Here is a 25,050-nt window from a genome sequence, read left to right as displayed (position 1 = left end):
AGATTTTATCTGTATAAAAAGATAAAAGAACAGAGTATTATGCCATACTCTGTTCTGATATATCGGAAATCCGGCGTTTCTTTACCTTGTCTCCAGAAAATAATTTTCTTTCACTGCTCTCTCATCTGTAGGATAAGCCTCCAGATATGCGGTGATTTTTTCTTTTGCAGACGCATAGTCCATCTTCTTTTCATAGGCCACGATTTCATTGAACAGAAGTGCCTGTTTCTCGTCCTGGTCCCCCGTGTCCAGTCCCTTCTGAATATTGGAGAGGGCACTGTCATAGTCTCCGTCCAGGATATCGCAGTAAGCCATACCGTTGTAAGCTTTTGCCTGTAGTGACTGCTCACTCAGGCTCTCTTTATAATTTGCCCGGGCATTGGCCGTATCGCCCTGTTCCGCGTATACCTTGCCCAGATAAATGGCTGCCTCTTTATATCCGTCATTGTAGGCTGTGGTCAGCTCTTTTTTTGCCTTATCATACTCCTCCAGATAGTAGTAGACACGGCCTCTGTCATAGTGGTCCCGCTCATCACCGGCCTCTATATCCAGGGCCATCTCCAGATAAGACTCTCCGTCAGCCTTCATGTCACACTTTTCGTATACACGGTAGATTTCCAGATAGTCATTATACTCTTTGGAATCTGCAGCCACTTTTCCAAAGTCGGATGCCGCCTTGTCATACTGATCCAGATGGAGATAGGCCGTTCCCCTGAGGAAATATCCCTCTTTACTGTTCTTCACATCCAGCATCTGGTCGCAGGTGGCTGCACTTCCCTCAAAGTCGCCTCTTTGGTACTGCACCACAGCCAGATATGCCAAAATGTCGGCTCTCATGGCCTTCTCCGAATCAGCGGCCAGGTCCCTGGCTTTTTCCAAAGCCTGCTGTGCCTCCTCGTATTTTCCCATTTTCAGATAGGCAATGCCCTCTCCCCTGAGAGCCTCCACCTCATATTTCTCCTCGGCGATGGCCAGCTCAAAGTTTTCGATGGCACTCTGATATTTTTTCCCCTCTAAATCTTCCGCGCCCAGTTCATAATAGCTGGGTGTCTCTTTTCCGCATCCTGCCATAAGACAGAGGATGCATCCTGTCAGAACAATAAATTTTCCCTTCACAAATAAATTCCCCGTTCGTTTACTGTACGATCAGATTCTCAGACCTCATGACAGCAATCACTTTATCTACATTTTCTTCACAGATCTCATTGGAAGCTGCTTCCACCATTACGCGGATCACAGGCTCTGTACCGCTCTCGCGCACCAGAATCCTTCCGTCATCGCCCAGGGCTTTTTCCACCTCTGCAATGGCTTTCACCACTTCCGGATTCTCTCTGGCTTCCTTCTTATCATATACCCGCACATTTTTCAGTACCTGCGGATAAATCTTCACTTCTTTGGTCAGCATGCTGAGAGGCTGTTTTTTCTCAATGATGACTTCCATCAGCTTCAGGGAAGTCAGAATGCCGTCACCTGTAGTGGCGTGTTTGGAGAAGATAATGTGGCCGGACTGCTCGCCTCCGATGGAGTGGCCGTTTGCCATCATATTCTCGCAGACGTATTTGTCGCCCACGGCTGTCTTCTCGTATGCAATGCCTTCTCTCTCGCAGGCTTTGTAAAGACCCAGGTTGGACATGATGGTGGTGACAATGGTGTTGTTGTTTAACTTGCCCTGCTCCTGCATGTATTTTCCGCATACATACATGATCAGGTCACCGTTCACTTCATCGCCGTTCTCATCCACTGCAATACAGCGGTCAGCATCTCCGTCATAGGCAAAGCCCACATCCAGATGATTTTCCCTGACAAAATTTTTCAGTTCCTCAATATGTGTGGAACCGCAGTTTGTATTGATATTGGTTCCGTCCGGGTCATTGTGGATCACATAGGTCTTGGCACCCAGCGCATCAAATACACTCTTTGCAATGGCAGATGCGCTGCCGTTTGCGCAGTCAAGGCCCACTCTTTTATTCTTAAAGGCACGTGTCGGAATGGAGATGAGATATCCGATATAGCGGTTTCTTCCTGCGGAGAAGTCCACTGTGCGGCCGATATCCTCTCTCTTTGCCAGAGGCAGCTCCGGTACCTTTCCGTCAATATACGCTTCGATCTGCTCCTCAACGGATGCTTCCATCTTCTGTCCGTTGCCGTTGATGATCTTAATTCCATTGTCATAGAATGGATTGTGGCTGGCTGAGATCATGATACCACAGTCAAAGTTCTCTGTGCGCACAACGTAGGAAACGCTGGGTGTGGTGGTCACATGCAGAAGATATACATCTGCGCCGGACGCTGTCAGACCTGCAACCAGTGAATATTCAAACATATAGCTGCTTCTTCTGGTGTCCTTGCCGATCACGATCTGCGCCTTATGCTCCTGTCCGAAATACCATCCCAGGAAACGTCCCACTTTAAATGCATGCTCTACTGTCAGGTTTACGTTAGCTTCCCCGCGGAAACCGTCTGTTCCAAAATATTTTCCCATAACTGACTCCTTATACAAATGTCCAATTTCTTTATCTTTTCGTTACCGTATTATAAAATATCACATTTTTTGTGATTTGTCACTGTTATTGTGGAATCCGGATGCCTGCGGCACTGCCTGCCTATGCGTATAAATCCTTTTTGTATACGCCCTGCTCTACCAGATCTGCGAAAGCTTCCATTACTTTTTCCTTGTCTTCCTGATATGTAACGCCAAACCAGGTGTCATGTGTCTTGAGCACAGCCACATCTGCCTTGTTCTCTTTGATGAGCTTATCCACGATAGTAGGAAGAAGATATTCCCTCTTCAGATCCTCCGGACCGCATTCCTTTAAGAATTCCACAAAACCCTCTTCCAGTGTTCTTAAAAATGCAGGTGTCAACCCCCACATATTCATGGATACCAGGTTCTTGGGGTCCAGCATACAAAGGCCGCCGTCCTCTGTCTCCACGGCCGGACCCTCTTCTGTCTTCTTAATATTGTAGGTCTCCGCGATTCCCACCAGATTCTTATTCTCATCCAGAGAGCAAATGCCCCTGGTCACAGAACCGTTGTCGCTCAGTGTATTCTCCAGAATAAATCCGGCCATGCAGATATCCAGCTTACCTGTATCCTCATGCTCTTCCACCAGATAGTCATGAATCTTTACATAAGCTTCCTTGCCGTAGTAATCGTCTGCGTTGATGACGATAAACGGCTCTTTGAGCACTTCTCTGGCTGCCAGGATGGCCTGTCCGGTTCCCCATGGCTTTGTGCGCTCCTTCGGGCAGGTAAATCCTTCTGGCAGGTCCTGCAGATCCTGAAATACATATTCCACCTCTGCCACCTTCTCGATCCTGTTTCCGATCACTTCACGGAATTCTTCCTCTATGTCTTTCCTGATGATGAATACGATTTTGTTGAATCCTGCCTCCAGGGCATCGTGAATGGAATAATCCATGATGATCTCACCGCTCGGCCCCACTTTTGCAAGCTGCTTGATTCCTTTTCCAAAGCGGCTGCCGATTCCGGCTGCCATGATTACCAGTGCTGTTTTTTTCATGATTTTTCTCCCGTTCCTCGTTTATAAATTCTATATGTTACCAGTCTGTCCGCCTGGAGATCAGGCGTCAGAATACCAATTACCACTCTTACCATAAAATACTTACTTCCATAATATATTACAATTTACCGGGAAATGCAATCTTTACTTCCCTGGGTTAACACCTGCTGATACTTGTTTTAGTATATCACGGGGCGCTTTGTATGTCCATAAACAGGACAGAGAAATCCAAATCACTTATTTTCCTTCTAATTCATCCATCTCATATTCCAGCAGGTCTTCCATGCTACATCCCAGCGTCCGTGCAAGTGCTGACAGAATGCGTCCCGCTGCCTTATTCATATCTTTTGCGCGCGATTCATACTGCTGAAGAGTCCGCAGATTTACCCCTGATCTTTCCGAAAGTTCTCTCTGGGAATAGCCCGCCGTTTTCCGCAATGTCTGTAGTTTTGTGGGAAGCTTTCTGTTGGATATCCTGCGATTTACCACATCAATAAATTTATCTTCCGGTGATTCATGCAGTGCAGGATACAGCTTCTCAATCTCCTCCATGGAAATACAGGATAAAATATCTTTAAAACTGCGGCCGGTATACCACTGATAATACGCCAGTATCCAGCCGCACCAATAAGCAGGAGAATACTCATAATCAATCTGGGGCTCAGGCATTTTTTTTCGCACACCGGATTGCTGCAGAGTCTCCCATACCAGTTCTGTCCCTGACATCCCGGATATCACTCTGGGAACCCCCTTTTCAAACTGCACAGCCAGACTGCTGACAATAAACATTCCCATAAAATCATCTGCTTTCAACCGGCAGGCATTCACAGCATAATCCACTGCTTCTCCCAAATTCCGCATGGCATCATCTAAATATTCAGTATCGTAAGCGTGGGTCATCCGGTTTCACCTCCTGCCGAAGGATGTCCCTCATATACAGTCCATCCAAATCATTCTCTTCCAGTTCTGCCCGAAAAGCAGCGCGGGCCTCATCATCCCTTGATTTTCTTTTTACATAGTATTGCCGGTTATCTACAGGTACATAGGATAAAAATTTTATTGTATCAAAGGCTTTTTGACTTTTCAGCACAAATTGTTCACCCAATTTTCCCAGACGCATCGCTACCGAAAGCTGAGAAAGTGATATTTCATTATTCAAAAAAGCACGGGCAAAAGAAAAATACGAGTCATCTGCACGGTACCCAATAACTACATCCCATCTGCCAAGATCAATAGAAAAAGAGTTCGTCAGCCATTCTATACCCATTTTCATAACTGGTGTAGAGATACGAATTTTACGGTGAGTTACCAGTAGAGAAAGCCAGTGAAGAATTGTATACTCCCCTGCAGACAGATTCAGGATTCGCAGCCTCTCTGTTTCCACTTCATACTGGTTCACATAACCGTCCGTTCCTTCTGTACAGGCCCATTCTTTTGCAAGCTCTAAGTGTTCCGTGCAGTAAAAGCCACAGCCATAATCATTATTTATTTTTCCTTTTCCGTAAACCGGAGATTGTATAATCTCCGGGGAACCATGATATAGGATCAATTTGCTCATTAAACTACCTCCATACTTCTGCCGAGCTATTTTCATTATACTTCTGCAGAAGTATAATGTCAACAACCTGTCCTGGCATACTGCTAAGAGACACTGGACGTGCCGGGAAGAACAATGGGAACGTCAGGAAGGCGTTTTGTGGTTTCTGTCCCGGACTGTATATTAAAAAGGGGCCGCCGCATGAAATGTTCAGCTCATGCGGCAGCCCGTCTTTACAGCCCAACGGCTGTTATTCTATTTTCCAATTATTTATCGTTCATTTTCGTCAACTTAGCCGCCTGGTCTGCAGCCGTAAGACTGTCTATGATTTCTTCCAGATCACCGTTCAGCACACCGTCCAGACGATGCAGTGTCAGTTTGATCCTGTGATCTGTCACACGTCCCTGGGGGAAATTATAGGTTCTGATCTTCTCAGAGCGGTCCCCGGTACCCACCTGGCTTCTTCTGGCTTCTGCCTCCTCGTCGTGGCGCTTCTCCAGCTCCATCTCATACAGTCTGGAACGAAGCACCTTAAGCGCTTTGTCTTTGTTCTTGAGCTGTGACTTTTCATCCTGGCAGGAGATGACGATTCCTGTGGGGATATGGGTCAGACGTACCGCAGAGTCTGTGGTGTTGACACACTGGCCGCCGTTTCCGGAAGCACGGAATACGTCGAACTTACAGTCATTCATATCAAGATGGAAGTCAATCTCCTCTGCCTCCGGCATGATCGCCACCGTTATGGTGGAGGTATGGATACGGCCGCCGCTCTCTGTCTCAGGCACACGCTGGACGCGGTGTACACCGCTTTCATACTTCAGCCTGGAATAAGCGCCTTTTCCGTTGATCATGAAAGTGACCTCTTTGAAACCGCCGATGCCGTTCTCATTGAGGCTCATCATATCTGTCTTCCAGTTCTGGGACTCCGCAAATTTCACATACATACGGTAGATCTCCGCCGCGAAAAGCGCTGCCTCGTCTCCGCCTGCACCTGCTCTGATTTCCACAATAACGTTCTTCTCATCATTGGGGTCCTTCGGCAGAAGTAAGATCTTCAGCTCGCGCTCCAGCTCCTCAATACGCTTCTTGGCGTCTGAGAGTTCTTCTTTGAGCATCTCGCGCATCTCCGGGTCTGACTCTTCATCCAGCATCATAAGGCTGTCTTCTACTGTCTGTTTACAATTTTTATATTCACGATACGCGTCCGCTATGGGCTGCAGATCGCTCTGTTCCTTCATCAGCTTCTGGAAGCGCGCCGTGTCATTCGCAACTGTAGGCTCATTTAACTCATTTAAAATCTCCTCCAGACGAATCAAAATATCATCTAACTTATCAAACATGGTGTTCCTCCTGTTTCTTTCTTCCCAGCACCACCCTGTCAAGGCCTGCCAGGTCCTTCACTACTCTTATCTCTGTATATCCGGCATCCTGCAGCATAAGGCGCACCGGGCCGCCCTGGTTATATCCAATCTCAAAAGCCAGAATCCCTCCGGGCTTCAGATACTCCCCCGCCTCGCCTGATATCCTTCTGTAAAAATACAGGCCGTCCGCAGTCCCGTCAAGGGCCATTCTCGGCTCGTGGTCTCTTACTTCCTCCATCAGGCTGTCAACGACATGGCTCTCTATATATGGCGGATTGGAAACAATAATGTCATATGTTCCACTGATATCTGCAAATAGATCACTTTTTTTCCATACAGCCGGTATTCCCAGCTCTCTGCTGTTTTTTGCTGCCACAGCAAGGGCTTCTTCGGATAAATCCGCTCCAACCCCCTCCGCTTCTTTTAAAACGGACAAAAGAGCCAGCAAAATGCAGCCGCTGCCTGTGCACATATCCAGAATCCTGGATCTGCTGCTGCCCGCCTGCATCTTCCCGGCTTCGAGGAGCACTTCCTCTACCAGAACTTCCGTATCCTGCCGTGGAGTCAGCACATGCTCATCCACATAAAATTTCAATCCATAGAACCAGGCCTCGTGGGTGATGTGCTGGAGAGGAATGTGCTGTGCACGTCTCCTGATCATCTCCCTGTATTTCTCTGCCTGCTCCCGGGACATTTCCTCGTTCTCCCTCATAAAATAGGAAGCCCGTGTCATGCCTGTTATATATTCCATCAAAAGCCATGCATCAGTTGTACTGTCTGCGATTCCGGCTTCTTCCAGTGTCTTTCTTCCCTCCAGAAGAAGTTCTCTATGCGTCTGCATAACAGCCCTCTCCTGTTTCACATCTGTGTGAAGCGGTCATACGGTCTTCTTCCGCCTGTGCGATCTTCTCACGGGCATCCGGGAAATTTTCCAGAAGATATGCCTTCCAGTCAAAGACTGCCTCCACCGCCGCGATGGCAACCTCCGCCATATCCGGTGTGGGTTCTTTTGTAGTCAGCTTCTGCATAGCCATACCCGGCTTCGAAAGCGCACACACCACAGGATTCTCACTTCTTCCCGCCAGCCTGATAATTTCATAGGAAATACCGGCGATCACCGGCACCAGCAGAATACGGATCACAACCCGCAGCCACATGGTATGTACCGGCACAACAGCAAAAAATCCCAGGAAAAATATAATACTCACAACAATGACAAAAAACAGAAAGCTGGTCCCGCAGCGTTTGTGGAGTCTGGAGCTCTCCATAACGTTTTCCACGGTCAGGGCCTTTCCGTGTTCCACACAGTTAATACACTTGTGCTCTGCCCCATGGTACATGAACACTCTCTGGATATCCTCCATCTTGGAAATCAAAAGCAGATATCCCAAAAAGAGCAGGATTCTCACCAGCGCCTCCGCCAGGGTCACCCCTGTCTCCGAAGCGCCTACCCTGTGCAGCAGGCTGGCGATCAGATACGGCAGCACCATGAACAGACCTACAGAGAGGATCACAGAAAAGATCACGGTTCCTGTCATGAGGATACTTTCCTGTTTCTTCTGTTTTGCGTCGTATTTTTCCCGTTCTTCCTGATTCAGAGCTTCTCTCTTTTTAATCTCCTCCTCTTCCTCCTCAAAGAAGGTTGCGGAGTACATCAGGCATTTTGTGCCCACTACCAGCGAATCAATGAAATTGAACACGCCTCTGATAATAGGAAGAGAGAGTATCTTTTTGTTCTTAATAAAACTCTTGTAGTCTTCTATCTTAACTTCAATCTCTTTGTCCGGCTTTCTGACAGCTATGGAGTATTGATCCTGATGACGCATCATGATGCCTTCCATGACTGCCTGTCCGCCGATGTTAGATGATTTCATCTATACCTCCATATCATACAAATCCCCAAAAGCAGCAGCGATTTGCCAAAGCAGATACTATACTGCTCAGGATATACAATAAGAGGCTGAAGTCCTAAAACCTCAGCCTCTCCCGTTTTTTTATTTGTCCATGCCGTATTTTTTGTTGAACTTATCAATACGTCCACGAGCCTGTGCAGCTTTCTGCTGTCCTGTATAGAAAGGATGACATTTAGAGCAAACTTCTACGTGGAGTTCTTTCTTTGTAGAGCCTGTTTTAAATGTATTTCCACAGTTGCATACTACTGTACATTCCTGGTAGTTTGGATGGATTCCTTCTTTCATCTTTTTCACCTCTTCTATCGTTTGTTATTTATCTTTATTTTGCGTTTTACAAATTCAAACAGCTTTTAAATTATAGCATATGATTTTTATAAATGCAAGCATTATTATAGAAATCGTTGTTTTTTCACTGTCTGTACAAATTCATTGTTATTGCGGGTGTGTGCGAACATATTTAAGATGTTCTCAAGGGCATCATCTGCCTTCATTCCGTTCAGGGCTTTGCGCATGATATCCACTGCCTCATGCTCCTCTTTTGTGAGCAGAAGATCCTCTCTTCTGGTACCTGATTTTGAAATATCAATAGCCGGGAATACGCGCTTTTCCTGAAGTCTTCTGTCCAGAACCAGCTCCATGTTGCCGGTACCCTTGAACTCCTCGTAAACCACATCATCCATCTTGCTTCCGGTATCCACAAGGGCTGTGGCAAGGATCGTCAGGCTTCCGCCCTCTCTCATATTTCTGGCAGCACCGAAGAAGCGCTTTGGCATGTGCAGCGCCGCCGGGTCAAGACCGCCGGACAGCGTACGGCCGCTTGGCGGAACGGTCAGGTTGTAGGCTCTTGCCAGCCTTGTAATACTGTCTATGAATATGGTAACATCTTTCTTATGCTCCACCAGACGTTTTGCACGTTCTATGGTCATTTCGGAAACTCGCTTGTGGTGTTCCGGCAGCTCGTCAAAAGTGGAGTAGATGATCTCCACATTCGGTCCCTGAATGGCTTCCCTGATATCTGTTACCTCCTCAGGCCGCTCATCGATCAGCAGGATGATCAGGTGCATCTCCGGATTGTTTTTCAAAATGGATTTGGCAGCGTCTTTTAAGAGGGTTGTCTTACCTGCTTTCGGAGGAGACACAATCATACCCCTCTGCCCTTTGCCGATTGGGCTGACTAAGTCCACAATACGCATGGCAAGGCTTCCGCCCGGACGCTCCAGGTGCAGTCTCTCATTGGGGAATATAGGGGTCATGTCCTCAAAATTCAACCTGCGCATCTCATTCGGTTTGATTCCGTTAATGGATGTCACGTAAAGGAGGGCAGAAAACTTTTCGTTCTGGCTCTTCACTCTTGTATTACCCCGGAGAATATCCCCGGTCTTCAGATTAAATCTGCGGATCTGTGAGGGAGACACATACACGTCGTTCTCACCCGGCAGATAATTCTCACTTCGGATAAACCCATAGCCGTCCGGCAGCACTTCCAGAATGCCGCTCACACTCATGCCGCTGTCCAAGTCTGACTGCTCCATAGGCGGGCGCTCTGTACGGCTCTCCTGCTTTTCTTCTTTTCTGACGTAAGTGCGGGACTCCTGACGATCTTCCTGGCGGCCGGACGTTCTTGTCTCCTGGCGCTCTTCCTGGCGGCCGGATGCTCTTGTCTCCTGGCGCTCTTCCTGGCGGCCGGATGCTCTTGACTCCTGGCGTTCTTCTGCCTTGCCCGCTCTTGACCCATTTCTGGATTCCTGTTCGCTTTCCTGGGGAGCACTGCTCTCCTTCATCTGGCGCTCCTTGTCATCTTCCTGCACCATGCGCTCCACCAATTCACTTTTTTTCAGGGTGGAAATTCCTCTCATTCCTCTGGCCTTGGCAATTTCTTTTAATGCCCCCAAAGACAGGGACTCATATTTTTCTCTCATTATATTAATCCTTTCTTTAAAAATCGCAACAAATGGGTAATCGTCTGATTCGACATGAATAGATCTATGAATATTTCTCTTTCTTCTATAATCCTACCATACTTTCTGGAAAAAAGCAAAAGAATAATATGCAATTTATAATTTTTTTCTTCCGGTGTCTTATTGTCATCTGCCCTTACTTATTTTATAATATAAAAAAAGAAAAGGAGGCTGTTTTTTATGAAATTTCAAATGATACATGAGAATTATAATGTAGCTGACTTGTCACGCTCTCTGACATTTTACCAGGAGGCACTGGGGCTTACGGAAAAAAGACGCATCACCGCGGATGACGGTTCCTTTATCATTGTGTACGTGGGAAATGATACTACAGACTTTGAACTGGAACTGACATGGCTCCGTGACAGAGAAGAACCATACAGCCTGGGCGACAATGAATTCCATCTGGCATTTCAGGCTGATAACTATGAGGAGGCTCATGCGCTTCACGAAAAAATGGGCTGCATCTGTTTTGAAAACCACGATATGGGCATCTATTTCATCGCGGACCCGGACGGCTACTGGCTGGAGGTTGTTCCTGCCAAATAATACACTGCAGGTCTGCAGGATATCCTGTATCCGAAGGGCTGCTGCATCAGGCCGATGGCTTCTGATGCAGCAGTCCTTTTTTATACAGGTAAGCTGTAAAGTACTGCTCCTTCACATTGCTGTCAGTTCATGCTGATCCTCGGAATCTCCTGGCCGCGCAGAAGTATTCTGGGGCCTCCGGTATGTTCAATATATTCCTTTGTGATTATGACTTCCCCGATATTCTCATCCTTTGGAATCTCATACATAATATCCAGCATATATTCCTCCAGGATCGCGCGCAGGGCTCTGGCGCCTGTATGTTTCTCCAGGGCCATCTTCGCAATCGCACCAAGGGCTCCGTCGTCAAATTCCAACTTCACCTCATCCAGTGCCAGCAGTTTCTGGTACTGTTTTAAAATGGCGTTCTTAGGCTCCTTGAGAATCTGCACCAGCATCTCCTCTGTCAGACCGCTGAGTGTGAAGATAATGGGAAGACGTCCCAAAAACTCCGGAATCATGCCGAACTTTTTCAGGTCATCCACGATCACCTTATCCAGTATATTGGCATCATGGTCATACTTGTCTTTCAGGTCAGCAAAGAAACCGATGGATGCCTGCTTATTCAGACGCTCCTTGATAATATTCTCCAGATCCGGAAAGGCTCCGCCGCAGATAAAGAGAATATTCTTGGTATCCACAGTGGTCAGAGGCACCATGGCATTCTTGCTGTTGGCCCCCACCGGAACCTCCACCTCACTGCCCTCCAGCAGCTTCAGCATTCCCTGCTGTACGGCCTCACCGCTTACGTCTCTCTGGTTCGTGTTCTTTTTCTTTGCGATTTTGTCAATCTCATCAATAAAAATGATTCCGTGCTCTGCACGCTCCACATCATTGCCTGCCGCTGCCAGAAGCTTGCTGACAACACTCTCAATATCATCGCCGATATATCCTGCCTCAGTCAATGAGGTAGCGTCTGTGATCGCCAGGGGTACATCTAAAAGTCTTGCCAGAGTCTTGACCAGGTAAGTCTTGCCGCTTCCTGTCGGCCCGATCATCAGCATATTGGACTTTTCAATTTCAATATCATCCGCCCTGTCCGCAAATACTCTCTTATAATGGTTGTAGACAGCTACTGACATGACCTTCTTGGCCCGTTCCTGTCCGATCACGTATTCATCCAGGCTGGCTTTTATTTTGTGGGGCGCCGGGATACTTCGGATGTCAAATGCCTTGGATGCTGTATTTTCCTGCTTTGGTTCCTCTTTTTTCTTTTTCACCCGCTGACGCTTTGGAATCTGGTTCTGCAGCGTGTTCAGATCGATCATGCTCACGTTGGGCATGTTCTTCATTAAATCGTTATAGTCAATCGGTGCGTTGTTCATGGTGTCAAAGCTTTTCTGCATGCATTCCACACAGATATGGATATCGTTTGGCAGGTCAATCATTTTCCCTGCTTTGCTCTCCGGCCTTCTGCACATGAAACAGATTTTTTCATAGTCTTCCTCGTCATTTGAGGAATTATCTGCGGTTAACTTGTCTTTTTCGGATTTCTCCAAATAGTCCTTATCGTCTGCCATTTCCTATTCTCCCTGCCTTTTCTATATAAAATTTGATTATTAGTGATTTTTTGTATCTGTTCAGTAAACTGAATCGTTACATTTTTCTATCGTTTGTGGGTATCTTATCACAAATTCATATGAGTAACAAGTAAACTTTTCATTAACTGCCTGTAAAGCCGGCGAAGAAAAAGGCATCTGCCTGCACACTTCCATGTACAGGCAGACACCTCTGTCTGCTGTTTTTTAACTTTAACGGCTCTTTTCCTCTTCCTGGGTTGTTGTCTTGGCATCTTTCTTGGCCCCCAGTGTTACGGTTATGGTCTGTTCTTTGTACTCACCGTTCTGGGCACGTGAGATAACGAAATCCACGCTCTCCCCTGCTTCGTAATACTGCAGTCTCTCGATCAGCTCATCTCTGGTATTCAGGCTTGTTCCGTCAATTTTCAGGATGACATCGCCCTTCTGGATACCGGCCTGTGCTGCCGGACCGTTTTCTTCCAGGCTGTATACGAAGACACCTACAGGCATCCCGTACACCTGAACTGCCTCGGATGTCACATCCGTACATGTGATGCCGAGATATGATGCTTTATTTTCATCTTCCACTTTATATCTGGTCTCTTTGCTCATCAGGTCATCCAGGATCGGTTCTGCTTTGGAGATTGGAATCGCGAAGCCCACACCCTCCACTTCATTGGAGGCGATTTTCGCTGAATTGATGCCCACCAGCTCCCCATTCATATTCAGAAGGGCGCCGCCGCTGTTGCCCGGATTGATGGCTGCGTCTGTCTGGATAAATGTGCTGTCTGCATTCTCAGAGCTCACCTGACGGTTCAGGGCACTTACATAACCGCTGGTCACAGACTGCCCGTATCCCAGGGCATTGCCGATGGCCACAACCTGGTCACCCATAGTCAAAGAGTCGGAATCACCGATGGTGGCTACTTTGATCTCCTCCAGAATATCCTGAGGGATATCGGAAAGCTTTACAGAGATAACTGCAAGGTCATTATCAGCATCCGTACCTTTTACCTGAGCTGCCACTGCACTGCCCGGACTTTCCGTTTCTTCCCCGTCGACACCCTGTTCGCTGCTGGTTTTCTCCACCTGGGAACTGGTAACCGCGCTGCCGTCCTGATTGGTGAAGAATACCGTCAGGGAATCCGCACCGCTTACCACGTGATTGTTGGTGGCGATCAGAAGCTCTGTGTCATTCTGGCTCACAATGATTCCCGAACCGTTGCTTGTGGCCTCCTGTGCCTGCTGTCCATAGAAATATTTGTAGATGTCAGGAAGCTCCTGAACACTCACCCCTACAATAGAGACAATGGAGGGCATGGCGTTCTTTGCCACCTGCGCTACAGTCGCACCGGATGTGTTAGAACTGCCGGTGCTGATTGCATCATTTCCCTTTGCGGATGTGCCTCCTGTTGTCTGGGTATTTTCTATTTTTACATTCTCTTTCGGGTTTACTTTATCGCCCACATAATTGGTTGCCTGGAAGACAACGCCTGCCACCAGACCGAACACGGCCGCACAGGCTGCCGCTGTTCCCAGTTTCTTACCGATTCCGCCCTGGGATTTTCCGGGCTTTTCTTTTTTATTGTTTTCCGGAGGAATGGGGGAGGTAAATTTATAGGAATCATAATTTTTCTTCCGTTCCTTCTCATACCATTCTTCTTTTCCGGACTCGCTTTTGTAGGACCTGGCATATACAGGATTTTCCGGCGTAGGGGCCGGCGCAGGTTCTTCTGCTCTCTGCTGTCCGCCTGCCGGCTGCTGAGGAGCACCGGCTTCAGCCGCTCCTGACGCTGTATCTGTATTTCCATATACTGGTGTTTCTGAAGCCGCTTCTGCGTTTCCATAACCCGGTGCTGTCTGCTCCTGCTCTGTTGTTTTTTCTTCTGCGGCTTCTTTCATGGTAAAGTTTACGCTGCCCGGAGTTTCCGTAATGGAAGGATTTTCTTCCGGTCCCTTATGTTCTTCCGCCATGCCGCGGTTCTCATTCATGCCCTCATTGAATTCTTCACTCATGATACATTCTCCCTTCACTGCTATCTATCCTGAAATATCTTACTATTTATCTTTCTGAAACATAGTCTACCAGCCATTTGTGTTCAAATTGTGATAAAACAGCAAAGAAAAAATGAAATTCTATTCTACAGTTACAGATTTTGCCAGGTTTCTCGGTTTATCCACATCCAGCCCTTTTCCGAGAGATACATAGTACGCAAAAAGCTGAAGAGGTACCACTGCCAGAGAATTGGTGAAATATTTATTTGTCTTTGGCAGATAGATCACATAATCCGCTGTTTTTTCAATTTCTGTATTGCCTACATTGGTCACAGCCAGCACGAAGGCGCCTCTTGTCTTGACCTCCTGGATATTGCTGAGGGTTTTCTTGTAAAGCTCCTCCTGGGTGGCAACCGCTGTCACAAGCGTATCCTCCTCGATCAGGGAAATGGTGCCGTGCTTTAATTCCCCTGCAGCATACGCCTCGGAATGGATATAGGAGATCTCTTTTAGTTTCAGGGAGCCCTCCAGAGAAATGGCGTAATCCAGGCCCCTGCCGATGAAAAATACATGCTCTGTAGCCAGATAACGGTTGGCGAATTTCTGGATTCTCTTCTTATTCTCCAGAAGCATCTCAATCTGTCCCGGAAGCTTCTTCAAATCCTCCACCATCTCTGCCATCTGCGCGTCGTCAATCTCACCTCTGGCCTTTGCAAATTTCAGAGCCAGCAGATAATGGGCGATGAGCTGTGTGCTGTATGCCTTGGTGGTGGCAACCGCGATCTCCGGGCCGGCCCAGGTATACATCACATTGTCCGCTTCCCTGGCGATGGAGCTTCCCACCACATTGACGATCCCCAGCACCCGGATTCCATGCTCTTTTGCCTCCCGGAGAGCTGCCAGGGAGTCCGCAGTTTCTCCTGACTGACTCACAATGATCGCCAGGGTATCCGGCTCATAGATGGGATGGCGGTAGCGGAACTCACTTGCCAGATCCACCTCAACCGGAATTCTCGCCAGCCCTTCAAACACATATTTTGCGGACACACAGGTATGGTAAGCGGAACCGCAGGCGATCATGTAGATCTTGCGGATGCTGCGGATCTCGTCGTCAGACATTCCCAGCTCCTCAATGACCACATTTCCATCCTTAATGCGGGGATTAAGAGTGTCGCCGACAGCCTGGGGCTGTTCATACATCTCCTTGAGCATAAAGAACTCATAGCCGCCTTTTTCCGCAGCGTCAATATCCCATTCAATTGTGGTGGGCGTTTTCTCCAGCTCCTCCTCATCAATATTGTAGAAGGTAATGTCATCCTTTGTCATGCAGACAATCTCTTCATTTTCAATAAAATATACATCTCTGGTGTATTTCAGCACTGCCGGAACATCGGAGGCGATCAGATTGCCCACGCTGCTTCTTCCCACGATGAGAGGACTGTCTTTCCGCACTGCATAGAGTTTATCCGGCTGATCACTGAACATGATGCCCAGTGCATAGGAACCTTCCATGCGGTGCATGATTTTTGCGATCGTCTCTAACGGGTCCCCTTTATAGTAATAATCCAAAAGGTGAGCAATGATCTCTGTGTCAGTCTCTGACACAAATTCATAGCCTTTGGATTCCAGTTTCTTCTTCAGTTTCATATAGTTCTCGATAATTCCATTATGTACCACTACGATGGATTTATCTTTATTGAAATGGGGATGGGCATTGACATCGGACGGAGAACCGTGGGTAGCCCATCTGGTATGTCCGATCCCTACCGTTCCCGGCAGGGTTGCTCCGCCGTGGGTGAGCTCATCCAGAATTTTCAGCCTTCCCATGGATTTCATCATCTCAATGGTCGTTCCGTTATAGACAGCAATTCCCGCGGAATCGTATCCTCTGTACTCCAGTTTCTCCAGGCCTTCCAGCAAAATAGGTGCTGCCTGTTCTTCTCCGATATAACCAACTATTCCACACATAATCATTTCCTCCATGTAACCGGATGCAAAACATGTATTCTTTGTCTTATTATCCGGCATATTTGTCCTTCTATCCATGAAACATGGCCTATTTTAGCAGATTATTGTGTTGATGTCCAGTAAGAAGCGTTCATCGTGCAAAATTTTATTACGGATTTTGGGAGGCGGCGGTAGGATTTTCCCATCCGGTATCCCAGAAATTTAAATCCGCTTTTCACCACCAGCTCCCCTATAAGCCAGGGCTTGTGTATCTTACATAGGTATCCTGCCGTCTGTTTTACCAAACGGATCCCCTCGCTCTCAGAGCGGATGCCGGCAAAGACTTCCGGGTGGTCAGCCTGAGAGACTGCCAGGTCAAAATTGCGTCTGAACTGCTGCATACATCCATAGTTGTGGGAATGGACTACCCTGGCATCTGCCCGGTAAGCCACACTGCCTCCGTCCAGGATCAGCCGTCCGGCAAAGATCATGTCCTCATTGAAAATGGTATGCGTTATAAATCCGCCCAGCTTCTCATATGCACTTCTTCTGTAGGCCGCACATACATTGGAACAGAAAAAGGTTTTGATTCCCAGCTCCGGCAGGTCTTCCCTGCTCTTTATCCTGCTTTTTGCCGGGTAATTGAAGGAACGTGTGTACTTTTCTATGATCCTGCAGTCCCTGTCCGCAAGCTGTCTGCCATAGGCTGCCCCCACCTGCGGATCCTGAAAGGGCTTTACCAATTCTTCCACCACATGTTCATCATATGGCACCGCGTCCTGTGTAAAGAAGACCAGAATATTGCCTGTGGTCATGGCTGCTGCCCTGGCTCTTGTTCCGCCGTGGTCAAAGTCCTCTTTTTTCAAATGCTCCACCCGGACATTCTCCATCCCCAAAACCCAGGTATCTTTCCAGTATTCTTTTTCCGTGTTCATGATCAGGATCTCTTTTATGGGATAGGTCTGTCTTTTCAGGCCTTCCACCAGTTTTCTGAATTTTTCATCCGGTTTGTATACCGGTATTATCACTGACACTGTATAGGAATCCATAGAATTTCTCCTCTATATGGCACAAGGGGATGCTGCGTTATCCACACAACATCCCCTGCCGCTTTTCTCATTTTTTATTCGCTGTAATCATCATCCTCGTTGTTATAGCCCCCGCCGTCACCGGATTCTCCGGAACTGCTGCCGCCGGAGCCGTCATCACCGCTGCCTTCATATCCGTTGTCATAGTTATTGCCGGATTCTCCTGAATCACCGGAATCATTATAATCATCACCGCTGTTGTAATCAGAGGATCCGCTGTCACCATAATCGGAAGACCCGCTGTCATTGTAATCAGAGGATCCGCTGTCGCTGTAATCAGAAGATCCGCCGCTGCTGTAATCAGAGGATCCGCTGTCACTGTAGTCGGAATAATCGCTGTAATCACTGTCATCCGTATCACTGTAAGTGCTTGTTCCGCTGCTTGACTGCGTATCGGCAGAGCCGTCATAGGTAGAAGCCCTGTCACTGATAAGCGCCTTCTGTTCATCACTCACATAGGAGTTTCCGAATCCTGTATGTCCTGCTATATAATCGCTTCTCTGTTTTACTATGTCAGAGGGTTCATAAGCCTGATCACCGAACAGGAACTGATGGAGTGCCTTAACATTGGTCTCCAGTGTTGTCGGTACCACACAGTCAAGGCCAATGGCGTTCTTAACCTCATCGCCCATTAAACTGCTGTTGGGGAATCCGCTTGTCTCACCCAGTTTATAGGACAGGATACCCATTCCCAATTTAATCAGTTCGCTCTTGCTGAAGTCTGTTGCGATCATCGGAAATACCTGATCCATAATATCATTCAATGTAGACAGGCTGGCTTTTTTCGCTTTTTCCACAATAAGGGAAATGATATATCTCTGACGCTCTGTACGCCTCATATCCCAGCCGCTGGTATATCGAATACGGCAATATGATGTAGCCTGTACACCGTTTAGATGAAAAGAACCTAAAATCTCTGATTCCTGTTTATCATCACCCGGGTATTCCGGCATTTCAATCGGCTCATAATCCATACCTGTCACTTCTGAAGTCTCTACACAGTAGTCATTCATATTCTTGAGCTCAACATATGTCATTTCCACATCCAGACCGCCCAGACAATCAATTGCCGTAGCCAGAGCCTTGAAATTAACGGCCACATAATTGGTAATATTCAAATCCAGGTTTGTGTTGATCATGGACATTGCCTGTGTCGGCCCGCCGTTGTTATATGCTGCATTACATTTGGTATACTTGTCATTGCCAATATTTAAATAGGTATCCCTGTAAAGAGAAACCAGTTTTACTTCCTTCGTGTCATTGTTAATGCTGGCAATGATCGTGGTATCACTCTGTCCTGATTTTACGTCTTCTTTCCTGTTATCCACACCAAACAAGGCAATATTGGTAAATCCCTTCAGCGTCTTACTGCCAACCACTGCCTCATTGACTTCGACCTTGCTGGCCTCGTCTGAGCTGGTGTCAATATCCAGTTTATTCATCTTTTCATTGACTTTTGCGTATATGAAAAGTCCGCCCACCAAGATCAGCAGTACAAACAGTTCAATACCAAAAAGCACTCTTCTTTTTCTGCGCCTTCTGACGCTTTTGTTCTTTTTTGCCATTTCACTTCCCCTTATTTACTAATAAGCGTTTTTGTTTACAAAGCCTTTAAAAACTGTGAGAAACAGTATCTTAATGTCAAGTCCAATGGTCCAGTTTTCAATGTAGTACAGGTCATACTCAATTCGTTTACGGATGGAGGTGTTTCCCCTGTATCCATTCACCTGCGCCCATCCTGTAAGTCCTGGGCGTACCTGATGCTTGATCATGTATCTGGGAATCTCTTCCCGGAACTTCTCCACAAAGAAGGGGCGCTCCGGTCTAGGACCAACCAGACTCATTTCTCCGCGCAGTACATTAAAAAGCTGAGGCAGTTCATCGATACTTGTCTTTCTCATAAATTTGCCGAAATTGGTGACCCGTGGGTCATCCTTAACGGTCCAGGCTTTTTTCTCCTCTTCGGGCGGCTGCACATCCATGGAGCGGAATTTGTACATCATGAAATTCCTGTTGTGCAGACCCACCCTCTCCTGCTTATAAATAAGCGGCCCGGGAGATGTGAGTTTTATCATGATCACCGAGAAAAGCATAACCGGTGAAAACAATACAATTGCGGCCAGCGCGCCTCCCAGGTCCATAATGCGCTTGATCAGGGCATTGAACGTATTGGAAAGCGGCACATATCGGATATTGATGACCGGCAGTCCCAGAATGTCCTCCGTATAAGGCTTTGTGGGAATAATGCGGTTATAATCCGGTATAAACTTCGTGTGTACTCCTGATTTTTCACAGAGAGCCACAATCTGTTCCAGACGGTAATATTCATTCAGTCCCAGAGTGATGGCAATCTCATCCAGATGATTCTGCGGCAGAATCACCATAAGGTTGGCAATCCGTCCCAGCACCTTGATTCCCTTATACTCTGTACCGGCTTCAATATGATCATCCAGAATCCCCCGCACCTTATATCCCCACTGGGGATTGGCGAGAATGCGGTCAATGTATTCCTCTGCTGCACGGCTGTATCCAACTAAAAGTACATGCTTCTGATTATATCCCTTGGAGCGCATCTGGCGAAGCCCCAGTCGTATGAGGTTCCTGGACAGCGTCTCCAGAAAAATATTGACCACATAAAAAATAAAAATCACATGACGGGAGAAATCTATCTGCTTGACCAGATATAAAACTCCCACAAACAGGAACATCCCAATGGTATTAGCCTTGATGATATTGGACAGTTCCAGTCTCCGCCCCTGCATACGCTTAGGCGTATACATGTTAAACGCATAATTTAATATCAAATATCCGGGCACAATGAACAGCAGTGCTGACATATAGACCCGGAAAGGTAATCTTCCTACATTGTCGTTCAGGAAAGGTACATAAAACTTAATGACCCAAGCCAGAAAATAAGAGAGTGCAATCACAAAAGCATCGATCACCACCTGCAGACGGTTAAAATGCTTCTGGTTCTCTTTTATCAAGGTTTATCACCTTCTCTTCTTAATAATTCGCAGCCGCTTATCCTTTACTGTATCAGCCGGCTACGATAATTCTAACTAATAATACTATAATTTTAACAAAAAGGCAACAAAACATTTTCTGAAGACTCCTTAAGGAGGCGAAAAAACGGCGTTTTGCAGGATTTTTTACTGCAAAACGCCGTTTTTTCTTGTAACATTATTTAATATTTTTGTTACATTCTTCCAATTTTTCCACCAGTTCCCTGCAGATTTCTTCTGCGCTTTTTTTGTCCGTATTGACAATAAAATCGGCTGCTGCCATATATTTTTCTCTGCGTTTTTCCATAAGCGAACGGATGTACTCCACAGTCTTTCTGCCCTCAATGACCGGACGGTCGTGGCTGTCCTTCACCCGCTCCAAAATCACCTCCGGAGAAGCTGACAGCAAGGCCACCCTGCCGTTTTTTTTCATCTCCGCAACATTGCGCTCCCGCATGGGTACGCCGCCGCCGCAGGATATGACCACATTTTTCCGGTCCTGCAGCTCTATCAAAAGCTCTGTCTCCAGACTGCGGAAGTATTCCTCTCCGCGCGTCTCAAAAATCATCGGTATGCTCATGTTCTCCCTCTCGGAGATAAGCTGGTCCATCTCCACCACTTCCAGGCCGTACCTTTCACTCAGTGTGCGGGCAATGGTGGATTTCCCTGCTCCCATAAATCCGATCAGGACAATATTACAGCCAAAATCTTTCTTATCTCTCATGTTGCTTCCCCTGTTTCTCTTTATGAATGTAAAGTAATGAATTTATTATAGCAGAAACAGGAAAAATAGCAATTCTTTTTTCATCACATATTAAACAGATCGTTGAACGCCTCACTCATGGTGGGATGTGTATAGATCTGGTCGCGCAGTACCTGATACGGAGCACCGAGATCCATTGCCAGTTTTATGGTGTTGATCATCTCATAGGACTCTTCGCACAGAAGCATGGCTCCCAATATCTGGCCTGTCTCCTCATGGATCACTGCCTTTAACATACCCTGAGGATTCTTCAGAACCTGGGCTTTTGGAATGGCAGCCGCGGGAAGTTTGGCTATTTTCACCGGAATATCCGCTTTTCTGGCTTCTGTTTCACTCATGCCCACCCGGGAATAGGACGGAGAGATAAACACACTGTAGGGAACCGCTTTTCTTTTGGAAAGCCCGTAGCTGCCGCCGATCATGCGGGACCAGATGATCCTGAAATCATCCAGGGATGTGTAGGTAAACTGCAGGCCTCCGTGCACGTCGCCCATGGCCCAGATATTATCTGCTGTGGTCTTCAGTTCATCATCCACCACCACTGCGCCCCGCTGATTCAGCTCTACTCCCGCTCGTTCCGGGTGCAGCCCCTCCGTATTGGGTTTTCTTCCTGTTGCGATCAGCACCGCATCTGCTTCCAGGATTTCCTCTTCACCTTTATAGGTGAGCTTCACCAGCGCATGGCCGTCTGCCTGGGCGATCTCCCAAATCCTGGATCCCAGCTTGAAGGTTACGCCGCGACTTTCCAGCACGCCCTGTATGGCTTCCGCCACGTCCCTGTCCTCTCTCGGGATCAGCACTTCCCCATCCTGCAGAACCGTCACTTCTGTGCCGAAGCCGGAATACATGGAGGAGAATTCCAGACCGATATAACCGCCGCCCACGATCACAAGACGTTTCGGATATTCTCTCAGATCCATCAGTGTGGCACTGGTATGTACATAGGGATTCCCCTCCAGACCCTTGATCGGCGGAATCACAGGGGTTCCTCCTGTGTTGATAAAGATTTTCTCCCCTTCGATTTCAAAGGTCTCAAGAGCTGTCTTCACCTCCACAACCGTATTGGAGACAAAGGATGCGGTCCCGTTAAATACATCCACATTGTCCAGGTCATCCAGTTTCCTGAAATTCTTTTCCCTGAGCATAGCGGTGAGCCGTCTCTTTTCATCAATGGCTGCCTCATAATCCGCAGCCCTCTCCTCCGGGGAAGCCTCTTTTTTATTAAATGCCAGTCCGGAGCTTCTGACCAGGGATTTTGACGGGATACATCCCACATTGATACAGGTTCCGCCGTACATGCCTGCATCCTTCTCGATCATCGCCACCTTTTTTCCCTGCCCTGCCAGCTTACCTGCCAGTGTCTTGCCGCCCTTGCCAAATCCGATGATTACCGCATCATATTTTTTCATATTCATTCACCTTTCTTCTCTGTGAAATATTTTATTGTCAATATCGGCTATTGTGATTCTGCGCAGCTTCTCTCTGCACACTTCATTGAGCTGTCCGTAAATGTCATCCATAATATCTGCCATACCCGAAGCTACCATACAATTCATATCCGGATTGCCGGATTTCCAGGACGCACACACCGCCTCAATCTCCAGCGCGTCGTAAATCATGGCAAGATTCACATCCGCTGCCTTCATGGAAGTATGGTATCCTCCGTTCTGTCCCTCTTTTGTGGCAATAAGCTCCTTCTTTTTCAGTTTTGCCATGACCTTCCGGATGCGTGCCGGATTGGTACAGACATTCTTCGCCAGCTCTTCACTGGCCAGAGTCTCCTGTTTGTGGTTCAGATAAACCAATGCATGTACCGCGATCGCAAATTCACTTGTCATTTCACTCACCCTCACTCTTGTTCTTTTTCCCTATTCTTTTTCATAGTTGTGCATATAGCACCGCGTTTACAGCTCTTGATACAGTCACCGCAGCGGATACACTCCCTGCTGTTTGGGGTTTCCCATACCCGGATATCCATCTTGCAGGCTCTCTGACAGCTCCCGCACCGGTTGCATTTTGTCTCGTCCACCTGATACCGGTACAGGGCAATGGGATTAAACAGCCCGTAAATGGCACCCAGAGGACACAGATATTTGCAGAACGGCCTGTATACCATAATGGACAGGAGCACCACTGCAGCCAGGATTGCCGCCTTCCAGGCAAACAGAAAACCGATGGCCCCTCTCAGGTCTTCATTTAAAAGTACCAGGGGAATACCGGCTGTCAGGGTTCCGCTTGGACAGATAAACTGACAGAACCATGGACTTCCCTGCCCGATGATATCCACATAGAACATGGGCAGCAGAATGACAAACACCACTAATATCACATATTTCAGCCATACCAGCCACTTATGTCCGGGCAGGTTCTTCCTCTTTCTGTTTCTGAAAAAAGGAATCTTATAAAGCAGATCCTGGATCAGTCCAAAAGGACACAGCCACCCGCATACAAATCTTCCGATCAGAGAACCGATAAAGATCAGAAAACCGATGATATAAAAGGAAAACCGGTAATTCCGGCTTCCCAGCACTGCCTGCAGGGAACCGATGGGACAGGCCCCCAGCGCTCCCGGACAGGAGTAGCAGTTAAGCCCCGGCACACACAGCGCCTTGGTGGGACCTTTATATATTTTTCCTTTGATAAATCCCAAAACATAGCCATTGGTCAGTGCCGTAAATCCCACCTGCACGATCAGCCGCATTCTGTTTCGGATCTTCTGCAAAAATTCAGCCAATTCCTATACACTCCAGACATATATTCACTGCTTTTGTAAACACGGTATCCACTTCCCCCCGGCTTGCGCCAAATATAATAAATGCCGCTGCCGCCACAAGAAGCAGACTCCTTAAAACTGCTGCCTTTCTCCTACTCATTCTGCACCTTCTCAAGCATTTTGTCTATCACTGCAATCCACTGTTTCTTACTTTTCGCCCCGGGATAAGTCTCCCCTACCTGGTTTCCGTTCTTATCCAGGAAAATAGTTGTGGGCACAACCTGGGCGTTTCTCAAGATTCTGTACTGCATATTGGCATCATCCGGTATGACAAGATGTGTATAATCCGCCTCTGTTTTATCCACAATTTCAAGTGCTGTCTCATCCTCCGGCTGGCTCACATCACTGATGATCCCAACCATCCGGAAACCCTTATCCGCATATTCCCGGCTCAGTTCCCCAAGATCCGGCATCTCTCTGATACACGGTCCGCAGAACGTTCCCCAGATATTCACCATAGTCAGGTCCGCCTCAGCAAATATGTCCTGATTCACATCCTTTCCGTCCAGCGTCTTGGTCTTAAACTCGCCGAAGATCTCATTTTTATCGGTCTCATTCTCCGCATCTGCCTGCTGATCCTGACTTTTTTCCTGACTCTCAGTCTGCTGATCCTGGCCTGCATCCTGGTCATCAGCTTTTTGTCCATCTTCTTTGGCACTGTCCTTATTCTCCTGCTGTCCGTCGGTCTGCGCCTTATCAGCTGCATCCTCGCCGGCGCTTTTTGAGGTCACACTTCCGTCCTTCTGGCTTCCCGCGTTCTCTTCTGTCTGTGTCTCGGTCTTAGTTGTACTGTCTTCTTTATTTCCACACCCGGCAAGCACCCCGGCTGTTACCAGAGCTGTCACCGCCATTGCCATTAAATATTGTCTCCGTCTTCTCATGGTCCAACCTCCATATTGTTATTCTCTTTGTTACAGTTCATACTGAAATTATATTAGTTACAGTTCCAAATGTCAAGTCTTTTTCCCATATATTTTTCTAATGTAACAAAGTCACAGTAGTCGGTTCAATTTAAAACTGCCGGAAGGAAACAGCCCTATAGCCATTCCCGCCCGGCAGCCTTTCAGCTCTGCACTCT

23 protein-coding genes are annotated in these 25,050 nt (G+C 47.4%); 1 reads left to right on the top strand and 22 read right to left on the bottom strand.

Annotation, left to right across the window (positions count from 1 at the left end; all coding sequences use genetic code 11):
- Positions 1-81 precede the first annotated feature (81 nt).
- The 10 genes from WMO65_RS14075 to rho all read right to left on the bottom strand — a co-directional run bounded on the left by WMO65_RS14075 (position 82) and on the right by rho (position 10,254).
- Positions 82-1,116 (bottom strand): tetratricopeptide repeat protein, encoded by a 1,035-nt coding sequence (locus tag WMO65_RS14075; protein ID WP_148393155.1) that lies wholly within the window; start codon positions 1,114-1,116, stop codon positions 82-84.
- 19 nt (positions 1,117-1,135) lie between these two features.
- Entirely contained in the window at positions 1,136-2,482 is a 1,347-nt protein-coding gene (gene glmM, locus WMO65_RS14070; protein ID WP_103731408.1) for a phosphoglucosamine mutase, read from the bottom strand.
- A gap of 121 nt (positions 2,483-2,603) precedes the next feature.
- Entirely contained in the window at positions 2,604-3,524 is a 921-nt protein-coding gene (locus WMO65_RS14065; protein ID WP_148393156.1) for a nucleotidyltransferase family protein, read from the bottom strand.
- Between the two features lie 237 nt (positions 3,525-3,761).
- Positions 3,762-4,424 carry a helix-turn-helix domain-containing protein gene (locus WMO65_RS14060; protein ID WP_148393157.1) on the bottom strand — a complete coding sequence of 221 codons (663 nt, stop codon included), beginning with the start codon at positions 4,422-4,424 and terminating at the stop codon, positions 3,762-3,764.
- A complete protein-coding gene (locus tag WMO65_RS14055) occupies positions 4,402-5,082 on the bottom strand; it encodes a DUF3990 domain-containing protein (protein WP_148393158.1) in 681 nt (226 codons plus the stop codon). Before WMO65_RS14055 ends, WMO65_RS14060 begins: the two co-directional genes overlap by 23 nt.
- Positions 5,083-5,327: 245 nt before the next feature.
- Positions 5,328-6,401: a peptide chain release factor 1 gene (gene prfA / locus WMO65_RS14050; RefSeq protein ID WP_033141267.1), complete on the bottom strand. Its 1,074-nt coding sequence runs from the start codon at positions 6,399-6,401 to the stop codon at positions 5,328-5,330.
- Positions 6,394-7,263: a peptide chain release factor N(5)-glutamine methyltransferase gene (prmC, locus tag WMO65_RS14045; RefSeq protein WP_148393159.1), complete on the bottom strand. Its 870-nt coding sequence runs from the start codon at positions 7,261-7,263 to the stop codon at positions 6,394-6,396. The genes prfA and prmC overlap by 8 nt, the downstream gene beginning before the upstream one ends.
- Positions 7,250-8,296, bottom strand: coding sequence for a DUF1385 domain-containing protein (locus WMO65_RS14040; protein ID WP_103732899.1), 1,047 nt, complete (start codon positions 8,294-8,296; stop codon positions 7,250-7,252). Before WMO65_RS14040 ends, prmC begins: the two co-directional genes overlap by 14 nt.
- 120 nt (positions 8,297-8,416) lie before the next feature.
- Positions 8,417-8,620 carry a 50S ribosomal protein L31 gene (gene rpmE, locus WMO65_RS14035; RefSeq protein ID WP_018593782.1) on the bottom strand — a complete coding sequence of 68 codons (204 nt, stop codon included), beginning with the start codon at positions 8,618-8,620 and terminating at the stop codon, positions 8,417-8,419.
- Positions 8,621-8,724: 104 nt separating this feature from the next.
- On the bottom strand, positions 8,725-10,254 hold the full coding sequence (gene rho, locus WMO65_RS14030) for a transcription termination factor Rho (protein WP_054351854.1): 1,530 nt from the start codon (positions 10,252-10,254) through the stop codon (positions 8,725-8,727).
- 219 nt (positions 10,255-10,473) lie between these two features.
- Between rho and WMO65_RS14025 the strand changes: the two genes are divergently transcribed.
- Entirely contained in the window at positions 10,474-10,842 is a 369-nt protein-coding gene (locus tag WMO65_RS14025; RefSeq protein WP_033141271.1) for a VOC family protein, read from the top strand.
- A 122-nt stretch (positions 10,843-10,964) separates the two neighbouring features.
- Here the strand turns inward: WMO65_RS14025 and clpX are convergent, their stop codons facing one another.
- The 12 genes from clpX to WMO65_RS13965 all read right to left on the bottom strand — a co-directional run bounded on the left by clpX (position 10,965) and on the right by WMO65_RS13965 (position 24,853).
- Positions 10,965-12,401, bottom strand: a complete 1,437-nt coding sequence (gene clpX / locus WMO65_RS14020) for an ATP-dependent Clp protease ATP-binding subunit ClpX (RefSeq protein WP_033141272.1) — start codon at positions 12,399-12,401, stop codon at positions 10,965-10,967.
- A 231-nt stretch (positions 12,402-12,632) separates the two neighbouring features.
- Positions 12,633-14,417: a trypsin-like peptidase domain-containing protein gene (locus WMO65_RS14015; protein ID WP_187370642.1), complete on the bottom strand. Its 1,785-nt coding sequence runs from the start codon at positions 14,415-14,417 to the stop codon at positions 12,633-12,635.
- Positions 14,418-14,537: 120 nt separating this feature from the next.
- Positions 14,538-16,364, bottom strand: a complete 1,827-nt coding sequence (gene glmS / locus WMO65_RS14010) for a glutamine--fructose-6-phosphate transaminase (isomerizing) (RefSeq protein ID WP_033141314.1) — start codon at positions 16,362-16,364, stop codon at positions 14,538-14,540.
- Between the two features lie 101 nt (positions 16,365-16,465).
- Entirely contained in the window at positions 16,466-17,392 is a 927-nt protein-coding gene (locus WMO65_RS14005; protein ID WP_033141274.1) for a glycosyltransferase family 2 protein, read from the bottom strand.
- Between the two features lie 74 nt (positions 17,393-17,466).
- On the bottom strand, positions 17,467-18,996 hold the full coding sequence (locus tag WMO65_RS14000; protein WP_033141275.1) for an LCP family protein: 1,530 nt from the start codon (positions 18,994-18,996) through the stop codon (positions 17,467-17,469).
- Between the two features lie 18 nt (positions 18,997-19,014).
- The gene (locus tag WMO65_RS13995) at positions 19,015-20,418 is read right to left on the bottom strand and encodes an undecaprenyl-phosphate glucose phosphotransferase (RefSeq protein ID WP_033141276.1); all 1,404 of its coding nucleotides are present in this window, start codon (positions 20,416-20,418) and stop codon (positions 19,015-19,017) included.
- 196 nt (positions 20,419-20,614) lie between these two features.
- A complete protein-coding gene (locus WMO65_RS13990; protein ID WP_033141277.1) occupies positions 20,615-21,160 on the bottom strand; it encodes a shikimate kinase in 546 nt (181 codons plus the stop codon).
- Between the two features lie 83 nt (positions 21,161-21,243).
- Positions 21,244-22,608, bottom strand: a complete 1,365-nt coding sequence (locus tag WMO65_RS13985) for an FAD-dependent oxidoreductase (RefSeq protein ID WP_148393160.1) — start codon at positions 22,606-22,608, stop codon at positions 21,244-21,246.
- Positions 22,609-22,614: 6 nt separating this feature from the next.
- Complete coding sequence (locus WMO65_RS13980) at positions 22,615-23,037, bottom strand: RrF2 family transcriptional regulator (protein WP_148393161.1); 423 nt, start codon at positions 23,035-23,037, stop codon at positions 22,615-22,617.
- 11 nt (positions 23,038-23,048) lie between these two features.
- Positions 23,049-23,900 (bottom strand): 4Fe-4S binding protein, encoded by an 852-nt coding sequence (locus WMO65_RS13975; RefSeq protein ID WP_349064317.1) that lies wholly within the window; start codon positions 23,898-23,900, stop codon positions 23,049-23,051.
- Between the two features lie 25 nt (positions 23,901-23,925).
- On the bottom strand, positions 23,926-24,072 hold the full coding sequence (locus WMO65_RS13970) for a CD1871A family CXXC motif-containing protein (RefSeq protein ID WP_181014437.1): 147 nt from the start codon (positions 24,070-24,072) through the stop codon (positions 23,926-23,928).
- Complete coding sequence (locus tag WMO65_RS13965; RefSeq protein WP_243128833.1) at positions 24,065-24,853, bottom strand: TlpA family protein disulfide reductase; 789 nt, start codon at positions 24,851-24,853, stop codon at positions 24,065-24,067. The genes WMO65_RS13970 and WMO65_RS13965 overlap by 8 nt, the downstream gene beginning before the upstream one ends.
- Positions 24,854-25,050 lie beyond the last annotated feature (197 nt).

This window comes from Blautia caccae (assembly GCF_040095955.1).
Taxonomy (GTDB): domain Bacteria; phylum Bacillota; class Clostridia; order Lachnospirales; family Lachnospiraceae; genus Blautia; species Blautia celeris.
Note: the sequence above shows the minus strand (reverse complement) of the source record. Positions and strands in the feature narration are given on the sequence as shown.

Excerpts from the sequence above, each read along its gene's own strand:
- WMO65_RS14040 (WP_103732899.1), bottom strand. The coding sequence starts at position 8,296 with ATGAAATCATCTAACATCGGCGGACAGGCAGTCATGGAAGGCATCATG.
- rpmE (WP_018593782.1), bottom strand. The coding sequence starts at position 8,620 with ATGAAAGAAGGAATCCATCCAAACTACCAGGAATGTACAGTAGTATGC.
- rho (WP_054351854.1), bottom strand. The coding sequence starts at position 10,254 with ATGAGAGAAAAATATGAGTCCCTGTCTTTGGGGGCATTAAAAGAAATT.
- WMO65_RS13990 (WP_033141277.1), bottom strand. The coding sequence starts at position 21,160 with ATGAGAGATAAGAAAGATTTTGGCTGTAATATTGTCCTGATCGGATTT.
- WMO65_RS13985 (WP_148393160.1), bottom strand. The coding sequence starts at position 22,608 with ATGAAAAAATATGATGCGGTAATCATCGGATTTGGCAAGGGCGGCAAG.
- WMO65_RS13965 (WP_243128833.1), bottom strand. The coding sequence starts at position 24,853 with ATGAGAAGACGGAGACAATATTTAATGGCAATGGCGGTGACAGCTCTG.
- prfA (WP_033141267.1), bottom strand. The coding sequence starts at position 6,401 with ATGTTTGATAAGTTAGATGATATTTTGATTCGTCTGGAGGAGATTTTA.
- WMO65_RS14055 (WP_148393158.1), bottom strand. The coding sequence starts at position 5,082 with ATGAGCAAATTGATCCTATATCATGGTTCCCCGGAGATTATACAATCT.
- clpX (WP_033141272.1), bottom strand. The coding sequence starts at position 12,401 with ATGGCAGACGATAAGGACTATTTGGAGAAATCCGAAAAAGACAAGTTA.
- WMO65_RS14060 (WP_148393157.1), bottom strand. The coding sequence starts at position 4,424 with ATGACCCACGCTTACGATACTGAATATTTAGATGATGCCATGCGGAAT.
- WMO65_RS14015 (WP_187370642.1), bottom strand. The coding sequence starts at position 14,417 with ATGAGTGAAGAATTCAATGAGGGCATGAATGAGAACCGCGGCATGGCG.
- WMO65_RS13970 (WP_181014437.1), bottom strand. The coding sequence starts at position 24,072 with ATGAGTAGGAGAAAGGCAGCAGTTTTAAGGAGTCTGCTTCTTGTGGCG.
- WMO65_RS14065 (WP_148393156.1), bottom strand. The coding sequence starts at position 3,524 with ATGAAAAAAACAGCACTGGTAATCATGGCAGCCGGAATCGGCAGCCGC.
- WMO65_RS13980 (WP_148393161.1), bottom strand. The coding sequence starts at position 23,037 with ATGACAAGTGAATTTGCGATCGCGGTACATGCATTGGTTTATCTGAAC.
- glmM (WP_103731408.1), bottom strand. The coding sequence starts at position 2,482 with ATGGGAAAATATTTTGGAACAGACGGTTTCCGCGGGGAAGCTAACGTA.
- WMO65_RS14025 (WP_033141271.1), top strand. The coding sequence starts at position 10,474 with ATGAAATTTCAAATGATACATGAGAATTATAATGTAGCTGACTTGTCA.
- glmS (WP_033141314.1), bottom strand. The coding sequence starts at position 16,364 with ATGTGTGGAATAGTTGGTTATATCGGAGAAGAACAGGCAGCACCTATT.
- prmC (WP_148393159.1), bottom strand. The coding sequence starts at position 7,263 with ATGCAGACGCATAGAGAACTTCTTCTGGAGGGAAGAAAGACACTGGAA.
- WMO65_RS14000 (WP_033141275.1), bottom strand. The coding sequence starts at position 18,996 with ATGGCAAAAAAGAACAAAAGCGTCAGAAGGCGCAGAAAAAGAAGAGTG.
- WMO65_RS14005 (WP_033141274.1), bottom strand. The coding sequence starts at position 17,392 with ATGGATTCCTATACAGTGTCAGTGATAATACCGGTATACAAACCGGAT.
- WMO65_RS13975 (WP_349064317.1), bottom strand. The coding sequence starts at position 23,900 with ATGCGGCTGATCGTGCAGGTGGGATTTACGGCACTGACCAATGGCTAT.